General features: G+C 71.8%; 9 protein-coding genes. 4 read left to right on the top strand and 5 right to left on the bottom strand.

Annotated features, from left to right (window positions below; all coding sequences use genetic code 11):
• Positions 1–8: 8 nt before the first annotated feature.
• Positions 9–839, bottom strand: a complete 831-nt coding sequence (locus ACFO6V_RS28605) for a GAP family protein (protein WP_377142660.1) — start codon at positions 837–839, stop codon at positions 9–11.
• A gap of 109 nt (positions 840–948) precedes the next feature.
• Here ACFO6V_RS28605 and ACFO6V_RS28600 point away from each other — a divergent pair, with 109 nt between their 5' ends.
• The 3 genes from ACFO6V_RS28600 to ACFO6V_RS28590 all read left to right on the top strand — a co-directional run bounded on the left by ACFO6V_RS28600 (position 949) and on the right by ACFO6V_RS28590 (position 4,831).
• Entirely contained in the window at positions 949–2,313 is a 1,365-nt protein-coding gene (locus ACFO6V_RS28600; protein WP_377142658.1) for a sensor histidine kinase, read from the top strand.
• Complete coding sequence (locus ACFO6V_RS28595) at positions 2,310–2,969, top strand: response regulator (protein WP_377142656.1); 660 nt, start codon at positions 2,310–2,312, stop codon at positions 2,967–2,969. The genes ACFO6V_RS28600 and ACFO6V_RS28595 overlap by 4 nt, the downstream gene beginning before the upstream one ends.
• Positions 2,970–3,064: 95 nt before the next feature.
• The gene (locus tag ACFO6V_RS28590; protein ID WP_377142655.1) at positions 3,065–4,831 is read left to right on the top strand and encodes a cellulase family glycosylhydrolase; all 1,767 of its coding nucleotides are present in this window, start codon (positions 3,065–3,067) and stop codon (positions 4,829–4,831) included.
• A gap of 70 nt (positions 4,832–4,901) precedes the next feature.
• Here the strand turns inward: ACFO6V_RS28590 and ACFO6V_RS28585 are convergent, their stop codons facing one another.
• The 4 genes from ACFO6V_RS28585 to ACFO6V_RS28570 form a co-directional block, all read right to left on the bottom strand.
• Complete coding sequence (locus ACFO6V_RS28585; protein WP_377142653.1) at positions 4,902–7,622, bottom strand: FtsX-like permease family protein; 2,721 nt, start codon at positions 7,620–7,622, stop codon at positions 4,902–4,904.
• Positions 7,619–8,356, bottom strand: coding sequence for an ABC transporter ATP-binding protein (locus ACFO6V_RS28580; RefSeq protein WP_377142651.1), 738 nt, complete (start codon positions 8,354–8,356; stop codon positions 7,619–7,621). The genes ACFO6V_RS28585 and ACFO6V_RS28580 overlap by 4 nt, the downstream gene beginning before the upstream one ends.
• The gene (locus tag ACFO6V_RS28575; RefSeq protein WP_377142649.1) at positions 8,353–8,937 is read right to left on the bottom strand and encodes a PadR family transcriptional regulator; all 585 of its coding nucleotides are present in this window, start codon (positions 8,935–8,937) and stop codon (positions 8,353–8,355) included. Before ACFO6V_RS28575 ends, ACFO6V_RS28580 begins: the two co-directional genes overlap by 4 nt.
• A gap of 140 nt (positions 8,938–9,077) precedes the next feature.
• The gene (locus ACFO6V_RS28570) at positions 9,078–9,578 is read right to left on the bottom strand and encodes a DUF6069 family protein (protein ID WP_377142647.1); all 501 of its coding nucleotides are present in this window, start codon (positions 9,576–9,578) and stop codon (positions 9,078–9,080) included.
• Positions 9,579–9,823: 245 nt separating this feature from the next.
• On the opposite strand from ACFO6V_RS28570, the gene ACFO6V_RS28565 reads away from it, so the two are divergent.
• On the top strand, positions 9,824–10,921 hold the full coding sequence (locus ACFO6V_RS28565; protein ID WP_377142645.1) for a C2 family cysteine protease: 1,098 nt from the start codon (positions 9,824–9,826) through the stop codon (positions 10,919–10,921).
• Positions 10,922–10,927: the final 6 nt, after the last annotated feature.

Here is a 10,927-nt window from a genome sequence, read left to right as displayed (position 1 = left end):
CGGGCTGGTCAGGTCCAGAGGCGGCCTATCGCGTCGCGCGCCACGAGGAACCCCACGATCCCCACCACCCACGCGGTGGTGCTCGCCGCGTTCTTCGTCAGCCAGCCGTCCAGCCGTCCGAGCGGTCGTTCCACGAGGCGCGACGCGAACACCCGAGCCGCGGTCAGTACGAGGGCCGGCGCGATCATGACCAGGCAGTACCCGAGGATCCACAGGCCCGACACCGGCCAGCCCGGCCCCTGCGTCCCGATCAGGCCCAGCGCCGCGAGGTAGGGGAGCATCGTCGCGACCTCGACGAGCCCGGCCCCGATGGCGAGGGCCGCGAGCGCCCGCCCGCTGCCGGACTCGCTGCTGAGCACCCGTTCGCGCCAGCGGCTCAGCCGCCCGGCCCGGCCTGGCTCGGTGGCGGGCAGGGCGGCCACCTGGCTGTTCGCCGCACCGGCCGTCACGGCGCCGTCCGCCGTGGTGCCCGTCACCGGCGTCCCCGCAGCAGGCTCCGTCGGCTTCTTGCCGCCGACCGGGTCGAGCTTGAAGCTCCACGCGAAGAGCGCTGCACCGAGCACGAGCTGCGCGATGAGGAACGGGCGGGTCTCGGACAGGGTGCTCAGCGTGTCGCTCAGGGCGCCGGCGCCGAGCAGGATCGCCAGCCCGACCAGCGCGTAGAACCCGGCGATCGACCCGAGGTAGAGAAGCATCCGTCCCACGCGCACCCGCCCGGGCGACATGAGGAGCCATACGGGGATGAGCAGGGTCCCGAAGCTCGTCGAGTCGATGAGTGCGAGCACGGCCAGGGCACCGATCAGCGCGGCCCCCGTGAGCTCGGCGGAGAAGAAGTCCATGCGGCTCAGCCTGGTGCAGGCCCTGTCCGGGCACATCGGCCGAAGCGCCGAGAAGGCGATACATCCTTCGGATGACACACGCCGCGCCCCCGCGTGCTGAGATGGTGGCATGTCCCGCACTGCCGAGCTGCTCGCGCCGATCACCAAGGTGGTCTTGGCCGAGGACCGGCGCGGCGACGTCATCACGGCGGTCGGCCTCCTGGCCATCGCGCTCGCGCTCGACGCGCTCGGCCTGGTCCGGACGTCGTGGAGCGGCCTGGCCGGTGTGTCGTCGTGGTGGTTCGTCGCCCCCGCCGTCGTCGGCTGTACCGCGCTGGTGTGGCGCCGGTTCTACCCGCTCGGTGCGCTGGGCGTCGTCACCGTCGCGTTCGCCGCCGACGTGGCGCTCGGCGGTAGCGTCGGCCTGCTCGTGGTGCTGTGGGAGGCGCTGTACGCAGTGCACCTCCACGGCCGCCCGGCGGCGCGCCGGGTCACCGCGATCGGCGTCGGCGCGGCATCGCTCGCCTCGATGATCGTGGTCGGCGAGGCCACCGGTGAGGCGAGGTTCGCGATCCTCGCCGGGCTCCAGGCGGTCACCCTCCTGGTCATGCCGATGTGGTGGGGTGCGAACGTCCGGCAGGGCAGGGAGCTCACCGCGTCCGCGCACGAGCTGGCGCGGCTCGAGCGCGAGCGGGGCACCGCGCTCCTCAGCCTCTCCGAGGCCGCCCGGCACGACGCCGTCCGCGCCGAGCGCACCTCCGTCGCCCGCGACCTGCACGACGTCGTCGCCTCGCACCTCTCCGCGATCACCATCACGTCCGGCGCGGCGCTGGCGGGGGCGCCGGAGCCCGAGCGGGACCGTGCGGCGCTGCGCAGCATCCGTGCCGAGAGCCTCGCCTCGCTGCAGGACATGCAGGCCATGATCCGGGTGCTCTCCGCGGGCGACACCGGGGTCACAGCCCACAGCTCCGACCTGCTGGCCGCGCCGCGCGTCGCGCAGCTGCCGCCCGTGCTGGAGCAGGTGCGGCTCGCGGGACTGGACCTCGCGGTGGCCGATCCCGGTGGCGTGCTCAGCGGCGACGCGGTCCTGCCGGCGGCCGTGGACCATGCGGTGTACCGCGTCGTGCGGGAGTCGCTGACGAACGTGCTCAAGCACGGCGGGGCCCGTGTGGAGGTGCGGGTCGCCGCGGCCGACACGCTGGAGCTCGAGGTGTCCGACGACGGCGTCCGTCCCGGGAGTGCTACCCGCGACCCGGCCGACGTCGGCGAGGGGACCGGCCTGGGACTGGTGTCGATGCGGGAACGGGTCGAGTCGCTGGGCGGCTCGTTCGCCGCTGGACCGGCGGAGGACCCGTCGGGCGGCGGAACCGACAGCGCCGGATGGCGGGTCCGCGCGGTCCTGCCGCTGCCGGACAGAGTGCCGGACAGAGCGCCGGACAGAGTGGCTGCGGACTCCGCGCCGTCCGACCGGGCGATCCCGGGGCTCCACGCATGATCCGCGTCCTGCTCGCCGACGACCACGCGGCCATCCGCGCGGGCCTGCGCATGCTGCTCGCGACCGCCGGCGACATCGAGGTGATCGGCGAGGCCGGTGACGGCGCGGTCGCCGTGTCGAACGCGCGGGCGCTGCGGCCCGACGTCGTCCTCATGGACGTCCGGATGCCGGGGACCGACGGCGTGACCGCGACCCGGCAGATCGTCGAGGAGGGCCTGGCGGAGGTCCTGGTGCTCACGACGTTCGACCTGGACGAGTACGTGTTCGGCGCGCTGCGGGCCGGGGCCGCGGGCTTCCTCCTGAAGACCGCGGAGGCGACGGCGCTGGTCGACGCGGTACGGCACGTCGCGGCAGGCGACGGCGTGGTGGCGCCGGAGGTGACCCGTCGGCTCATCGCGAAGCTGGCGGAACCGCAGGGCGGGAACGGCGCGGCCGGCCGGGGCGGTCCCGTGCGGTCCCTGCCCGCGGACCTGACGCCGCGGGAACGCGACGTGCTGGCCGGTCTCGGGAGCGGCCTGTCGAACGCTGAGCTCGCCGCCGAGCTGGTGATCAGCGAGGCCACCGCGAAGACCCATGTGTCGCGGGTGCTCGCCAAGCTCGGCGTCACGTCCCGGGTCCAGGCCGCGATCGCGGCCCGCGACGCGGGTCTCGCGTAGATCATCGAAGCGCTTGCGTCCAGCTATTGACTTCACTCTCGGGGCACCCCCAGCATGGGAGCGTTCCCACAGGTGCACACGAGAAAGGCCTCGTCATGCAGAGAACTGCGCGCACCCTGGCCGGCATAGTCGCCGGCCTCGCACTGACCTTCGCTTCGGTCGCCCCGGCGGCTGGAGCCGCGACGACCACCGCCCCCGAGCCCGGCAGCGTAGCCGGCCAGACACAAGCCACGGACAAGCACAAGGGCAAGCACAAGCACAGCCGCAAGTGCAAGCACACCATCGCGGACATCGCCGCCGACATGCAGCCGGGCTGGAACCTGGGCAACACCTTCGACTCGACCGGCAGCGACGAGACGTCTTGGGGCAATCCGCGCGTCACCGAGGAGTTCCTGGACCAGATTCGCGCCCAGGGCTTCAAGAGCATCCGCATCCCCGTCACGTGGGGCCAGCACCAGGGCGGCGCCCCGGACCACACCATCGACCCGGCATATCTCGACCGCGTCGAAGAGGTCGTGAGCTGGGCGCTCGACGACGGCTTCCACGTGATGATCAACATCCATCACGACTCCTGGCAGTGGGTGAACACGATGCCCACGAACCACGACGCCGTGCTCGACCGCTACAGCGACACCTGGACCCAGGTCGCCGACCGGTTCCGTGACGCCGACACCCGCCTGCAGTTCGAGAGCGTCAACGAGCCGCAGTTCGCGAACAGCTCTGGCGAGGCCGCCGAGCTCGAGCTCCTGGCCGAGCTCAACAGTGTGTTCCACGAGATCGTGCGCGGCTCCGGCGGCCGGAACGCCGTCCGGCCGCTGGTGCTGCCGACGCTGCACACCGGGTCCGATCCGGCCCTGCTCGACGCGCTGGCCGCGGAGATCGCCGCTCTGGACGACCCGAACCTCATCGCCACCGTGCACAACTACGGGTTCTGGCCGTTCAGCGTGAACATCGCCGGGTACACCCGGTTCAACGCCGAGGTGCAGCAGAACCTGACGGACCAGCTCGACCTGGTGCACGCCGCGTTCACCGCCCGTGGCATACCGGTGGTCATCGGGGAGTACGGGCTGCTCGGGTTCGACCGGCACACCGGGACCGTCGAGCAGGGCGAGAAGCTGAAGTTCTTCGAGTTCTTCGGCCACGCGGCCCGGCAGCGCGGCTTCACCACCATGCTGTGGGACAACGGCCAGCACTTCGACCGCACCGCGTACAGGTGGCGGGACCAGGCGCTGTTCGACCAGATCTCGTCGAGCTGGACGGAGCGGTCCGGGACGGCGTCGTCGGACCTGGTGTTCGTGCCCGCCTCGGGCGACGTCGCCGCCCAGAGCCTGACGCTCAACCCGAACGGGACCACCTTCGACGCGCTCCTGCACGACGGCGCGGAGCTGACGGCCGGGACCGACTACACGCTCACGGGCGACGAGCTCACGCTGTCCGCGGCGCTGCTGGAACAGCTCGCGGGGGACCGCACACCAGGTCCGGCCGACGAGCTGGTGGTCCGCTACTCGAGCGGCGTGCCGTGGACGGTGCGGATCCTCAACCAGGAGACGCCCGTCCTGCAGGGCGCGTCGGGAACCACCGGATCGTTCGCGATCCCGACGTCGTTCACGGGCGACCAGCTCGCGACGATGGAGGCGAAGTACGCCGACGGGACCAACGCCGGGCCGCAGAACTGGACGTCGTACAAGGAGTTCGACGTGGCGTTCGCGCCGGACTACGCCGCCGGGACGATCAAGCTCACCCCGGCGTTCTTCGCCGAGGTCAACGACGGGACGGTCAACCTGACCTTCCACTTCTGGAGCGGTGACACGGTGACCTACACCCTGACGAAGAACGGATCGACAGTGGTGGGGGCGCCGTAGCGCCTCCGGGCAGTGTCCGTGGGCCGAGGAAGGTGGCAAGGCCGCTACCTCGGCCCACGGGCTGGAGGAGCTACGCCAACCGCCGGGTCAGCGTCAGCCGCGGACGGGTTACCAGCCAGGCCGCGCCGATCGCAAGGACCGGAAGAACCACCGCCAGGCCGATGAGCCACAGCCAGGGAACCTCGACGGTCCAGGCTGCGGCGGTCGACGCCGCCTCCCAGGAACGCAGGAGGCGGACGAGGGCGGCGCCGAGGACTCCGCCGGTGCCGAGCCCCAGGACCGTTCCGACTACCGAGATCGCTCCCGCCTGCGCGGCGACGACCGTCCGGCGGGTCCAGGGTGTGGCGCCGACTGCTTCGAGCGTTGCCAGGTCCGGCCGGGACTCCGCTGCGGCCAGCCCGGCCGCGAGCCAGGTGACCCCCAGTGCGACGGCCGCCGCGATCAGCGCGATGAGCAGGGCTGTGAAGGCCTCGCCAGTGGGTTCGGGGCCCCGCTCGGTGCTGGCGGTCACGAACGCCGTGCCGCCCCCGGCCGAAGCCGACCCGGCCACGCCCGGGTCGAGCCCCGGGGGGAACGTGAGGTCGCCGAGCCGGTCCGCGAGGGTCTCTGTCTGAGCTGTCGTCGGGACCGTGCCGGTCTCGACCACGAAGCGCTCGAGTCGTTCCTCGCCGCCCAGCTCATCGAGCAGCGCGGGCGGGACGATCGGAAGATTCGGCACCGCTTCCACGCCGTCGCCTACCTCCGTGGCGGGGACCCGGACGGTCCGGACATCCAACGTCTCGCCCATCTCGTCCGCGCCGACGGTGGAGTAGGTCTGGATATCCAGCCGGACCGTGCCGTCAGCGGCAGCCGTGCCGTGCGGGACGACCACTCGGCCCGCACGGAGGGCCGCGACCGCGGCGTCCGCCGTCTTGCCGGTCAGACCGAGCACCGGAACCAGATCGCCGTCGTCGACCACCGGCGTTCCGAGGCCACCGGGACCGCGACCGCGCCCGGCACCGGACGGGTCGACGGTCATGACCATCGTGTTGGTGCCGTCCGTCGCGTCCGCGAAGACGGGGACGGGAGTGATCGCGGTGACCCCCGGGAGGACGTCCCGGATCGTGGCCTCTATCTCCGGACGCGGCCCGTCGAGAGGCAGCGCCGTGTCTGTGGAGTGGACGACCGTGGTGCCGGGCGCCGAGATCGGCATGTGGACGTGCTCCCGGAACTGGGCACCGGACGTCAGGTAGATGAGGCCCGCGGTCGCGCCGGCGACGGCGACGAGCACCGCGGCGATGGCCGGCGACGTCCGTGAACGGTGCCTGGCGGCGTCCCGCAGAGCGAAGCGGGCGGGCAGCGGGAGCCTCCCGGAGATCCTGGCGAGCCCGGCCACGATGCCGCCGGTCGTCATGACGAGCCCGATCTCGGCAACGACGATGCACCAGGCGAGCACGTTGGCGTTTCCGTTGGCGGCCGTGGCCGCGAAGGTGCCGGCCAGCCCGGCGCCCGCGAGGAGGACGCCGAACGCGGCGACCCATCCAGTGGCCCGGCGGTTCCCGCGGCGCCCGGTGAGCGTGGCGACGATGTCCAGCCGGGCCGCGGTCCGGGCCGGCAACCACGCCGCGGCGACCGCCACGACCAGCCCGACGAGCACCATGCCGCCGACCCGGGACCACGGCACGACGACGGCGGGCAGCTCGTAGTACGCCACAGGAACAGCGGCCACGGCGATCCCGGCGAGGGCCGCGACCACCGACGCGCAGAGCCCGATCACGACGGCGGGAGCCATGGCCAGCGCGCGGAGGGCTCTCGGGGAGGCGCCCTGGGCGGCAGCGATCGCGAGCGAACGCTCCTGCCTCCGCGCGCTGACGGCGAAGGCCGGACCGACGACGAGAATCCCCTCGAGCAGGGCGATGATCGTGATGGCGCCGCCGAGCGCGATCTCGTCCGTGGTCCGGCCCCCTCCGGGACGGAAGAGGGTCTCCTCCTCTATCGGCGGAAGGTTCGTCAGCACCTCCTGGCTGATGACGGCGACGCCGTGCTCGTTGAGGCGCAGCGCGTCGTCCCACGTCACCGGGGTGGGCCCGGAGACGAACCACCCGACCTCCGGGGTGGGGCCGTGCCCGATAGCCGGTGACACGTCTTCGGGATCGGTGTGCACCACCGCGCCCGCCTCCTTGGGGAGGTGTCTGGCGAGCAGCCCCGAGACCGTGCGGGTCTCGGTGCCGCCGCCCCGGACCTGGACCTCGACGCTGTCGCCGATCTCGACGCCTATCTGCTCGGCCACGCCGCGTGAGAGGGCGATCTCGCCGGGTCCGGGGGCGGCTCCGTCCCGCAGCTTGAAGGCGGCCGTGACGTCCGCGTCGCGCAGGTCTGTCCGCGCCATCCTGCTGGTGAGGTGCAGCTCCGGCCCGTGCAGCACCACCTCGACCGCCTCGACCGGCACGAGCCGGTCACCCGGTGGCAGCACGTCGGAGAGCTCCGCCTCGTACTCGGCCCGGGTCGGCAGCTCTCCGGGCTCTGTACCTCCGTCCCAGGTGGTGTTCGTCGCGTCGAACGTCTGCCGCACGTGCCCGCCCTGATAGATGAGCGAGGCCTGCAGGTCGGGCCCGAGCGACTCGACGCGGACACGCTCAGGGCTGTCCTTGCTCGACTCCAGCGCGATGAGCGCCGTGGTCCCCGCCAGCACCGGCAGCGCCACCATCACGGCGACCAGTACGGTCCGGCCGACGTGCCGCCGCGCGTCCCGCCGGGCGAGCCGCAGCCCGAGCCGCCAGCGGGCGAGGAGGGCGCCACGCGTCCCGCTCATGTGTCGGCCTCCATCAGGTCGGCGGGCTCGCCCATCGGGCCGACGGGGTAGCCGCCGGCATCCGTGCCGACGATCTCGCCGTCGCGAAGGTGGATCGTGCGGTCCGCCCACGCCGCGTACCGCGCGTCGTGGGTGACGAGGAGGCCCGCCGCGCCGGCGTCGACCCGGTCGCGGAGCAGACGCATCACTGCCTCGCCGGTCACCGAGTCGAGCGCGCCGGTGGGTTCGTCCGCGAGGACCAGCCGGCGCGGTCCCACCAGGGCTCGCGCGATCGCGACCCGCTGCTGCTGCCCGCCGGACAGGTCCTCCGGGAACCGTCGGTGCGCCGAGGCCAGCCCGACGGCATCCAGCGCGTCGACGGCCTGTTCCCGCGCCGCGCTGACGCCCATGCCGTCGAGCTCCAGCGGGAGCGCCACGTTCTCCAGCGCGGTCAGCGCCGGGATCAGGTTCAGGTCCTGGAACACGTAGCCGACGTCGCGCCGCCTCACCTCCGCGCGACGCCGCGCGTCCATCGCGGTGACGTCGCGCCCACCGACGAGCACGGTGCCCGACGTCACCGAGTCCAGGCCGCCTGCCACGTTCAGCAGGGTCGACTTGCCCGATCCTGACGGGCCCATCACGGCGACGAGCTCGCCCTCCCGGACCGTGAGGTCGACGCAGTCGAGAGCGCGGACCTGCGTCGGTCCTTGTCCGTGGATGCGAGATACGTCTGCCAGCTCCAGCACGACGCTCATCGTGTGCTCCTCTTCGGTGGTCGTTCGGTCTGGGGTTCGCCGGCCACCGTCGCCTCGACGTGATCCAGCCAACGGGCCTCCGCCTCGATGGCGAAGACCTGTGCGTCCAGCACCAGGGAGCGGGCCCGGTCGGCCGCGGGGTCTACCTGGCGTTTGGCCCGGGTCAGCGCGCGCAGCGCGCGCATGGTCTCGGCCCGCTGGTGGCGCACGACGGCGGCCACGTCGACCCCCGGGACGGTGACGGCCAGGGCGATCTTGATCGCGAGCTCGTCGCGCTCGGCCTTGCCGCGGGGGACCGGCGTCTCCCACCAGCTGACGGCCGCTCGCCGGCCCTGCTCCGTGAGGTGGTAGCGCTCGGCGGTCCGGCCGGTCGTGGAGGCGGTCGGCGGGTCGACGTCGGTCGTCTCGCCGGTGGTTGCCTCGACGAGCCCGTCACGGGACAGCCGGTTGAGGGTGGTGTACGCCTGGCCGATGTTGAGGGGCCAGGAGCTACCGGTGCGACGTTCGAACTCCTGACGGAGCTGGTAGCCGTGCATCGGTTGTTCGCTGAGCAGGGCGAGGAAGCCCTGTCGGACGGACACGATGGCCTCCAGTAGTTACCGGGTAAGTATCTGTCGGAGGCATGCTTACCCGGTAACTATCGTGGATGTCAACAAGAACGCCTCGGGCCCACAGGTCGCACGAGGCGGCCTGTGGGCCCGAGGCATCGAAGGGCTGGTTGTCAGGCGGTCGTGCGACGGACCACCGTGCGGCTCAGCGTTCCCGTGAGCAGGGACCAGACCGCACAGCCGATGACTATCCACACGATCGCCGCGAGGATGGCCGGAACGATCTCGAACTCGCCCGCGAAGGGCACCATCGCGAGGATCACCGTGGCCAGCGCGACGACCCAGCCGAAGAACGACCTCGGCCGTGGCGTGCTCATGACGAGCAGGTAGAGCACTATCGCCGCCACGAGGGCGAACAGCGCGCCTGCCACCACCCAGGCCATCATGTCGGACCCGGTGGCGAACAGGTCGGCCTGCGCCCGGACCTCGAGGTTGAGGACCTCCTCGAGGATGAAGTCGGCGGCCAGCCCGATCAGGGCCGCCACGGCCATCGTCGCCAGCGCACCTGCCCAGAACCGGCCGACCTCGAGGCCGAGCCGCGGGTCCTCGGTACCGGACGTGACCGGCTGCACGTGTGCTTCGTCGGGCGTCTGTCCCACCGCCTGGGTGGGCATTCCCGGCGCCTGAGCAGGCGGCGGATGGACCGGCGGTGGCTGCTCCCCATACTCCTGCCCGTAGGGGCGGTTCGGGTCACTCATGGTGTACCTCCCGGTTGTGAGCCCTATGTCCCACTCCACCATGGAACCGAAAGGAGTGCGCGGTCGCAACAGGACGAACGCGGGTAGTGATGCCCATGGTGTCCGCGTCGTGCGATCGCTATGGTCCGCAAGCCCTATTGTCTGCACGTGGAGGTGTGGGTATGAGCGAAATGTACGGCGCAGACGTCGAGGCGCTGCGAGCGCTGGGTCATGCCATGAAAGAACACGGCGAGACCCTCGAGCTTGCGGTCGGGCAGCTCACCGATGCCGTGACGTCGGTCCAGTGGTCCGGACAGGACCACGAGGAGTTCGTCAACGAGTGGCAGGTGGGCCATGCCGTGGCGCTCCTGGCCGTGGCGCAGGCGATCGCGGCCGCGGGGGCGAAGGCGGTAGCCAACGCGGACGCGCAGGAGCAGACGAGCGAGTCCTACGACGGCGGCGGGGGCCCGTCGGGGATCCCGGAGGGGACCGACGGGAGCTCGTCGGAGGGGCAGGGGAACAAGCGGAAAGAGCCGGAGGGCGCGCCGAGCGGCCTGGGCAAGGTCGAGGACATCGGCGCGGTGCCGCTCGACACCGCGGCGATCGACGCGAGCAAGATCGAGCAGGGATCGCTCGCCGACTGCTGGTTCCTCGCGTCCGCGGGTGCGGTTGCCGAGAGCGACCCGGAGTGGATCCAGGAGCACATCAAGTACAACGCCCAGGACGGCACCTACACGGTGACGTTCTACCGGGACGGCGAGCCTGTGGAGATCACCGTCGAGGACACCGCGTACCAGAATGCCGCGGGTGACCCGAGCGGCGACCCGTCGTGGATCACGGTCTACGAGAAGGCTGCCGTGGTGTACATGGGCGGCGAGTACGGGGACATCGAGTACGACAGCGCCTCGAAGGCGATGGAGATGATCACCGGTAAGGACACCTCGAGCGAGTCGCTCGACCCCGCCCTGCCGTGGGAGGACCCGCCCAGCCTGCAGTCCATCGGCGAGCGGGTGAAGAACGGCGAGCCCGTCGTGGCCGCCAGCCCGGACGGCGGCGGCTGGTTCGGCGACCCGCCACCCGACAAGGAGGTCGTGAACAACCACGTGTACACCGTGCAGGGCGTGTCGGAGGACGGGAAGACCATCACCCTGGTCAATCCGTGGGGACCCGACGGCGGCACCGGGTCGGACGGCAACACGAAGCCCGGCACGATCACGATGTCGGCGGACGAGTTCTACGAGAACTTCGACTCGGTGACCTACGGTGAGTCGACCAAGTGACCGACC

The organism is Promicromonospora alba (assembly GCF_042654905.1).
Lineage (GTDB): Bacteria > Actinomycetota > Actinomycetes > Actinomycetales > Cellulomonadaceae > Promicromonospora > Promicromonospora alba.
Note: the sequence above shows the minus strand (reverse complement) of the source record. Positions and strands in the feature narration are given on the sequence as shown.

Excerpts from the sequence above, each read along its gene's own strand:
- ACFO6V_RS28585 (WP_377142653.1), bottom strand. The coding sequence starts at position 7,622 with ATGAGCGGGACGCGTGGCGCCCTCCTCGCCCGCTGGCGGCTCGGGCTG.
- ACFO6V_RS28605 (WP_377142660.1), bottom strand. The coding sequence starts at position 839 with ATGGACTTCTTCTCCGCCGAGCTCACGGGGGCCGCGCTGATCGGTGCC.
- ACFO6V_RS28600 (WP_377142658.1), top strand. The coding sequence starts at position 949 with ATGTCCCGCACTGCCGAGCTGCTCGCGCCGATCACCAAGGTGGTCTTG.
- ACFO6V_RS28570 (WP_377142647.1), bottom strand. The coding sequence starts at position 9,578 with ATGCCCACCCAGGCGGTGGGACAGACGCCCGACGAAGCACACGTGCAG.
- ACFO6V_RS28590 (WP_377142655.1), top strand. The coding sequence starts at position 3,065 with ATGCAGAGAACTGCGCGCACCCTGGCCGGCATAGTCGCCGGCCTCGCA.
- ACFO6V_RS28565 (WP_377142645.1), top strand. The coding sequence starts at position 9,824 with ATGAGCGAAATGTACGGCGCAGACGTCGAGGCGCTGCGAGCGCTGGGT.
- ACFO6V_RS28580 (WP_377142651.1), bottom strand. The coding sequence starts at position 8,356 with ATGAGCGTCGTGCTGGAGCTGGCAGACGTATCTCGCATCCACGGACAA.
- ACFO6V_RS28595 (WP_377142656.1), top strand. The coding sequence starts at position 2,310 with ATGATCCGCGTCCTGCTCGCCGACGACCACGCGGCCATCCGCGCGGGC.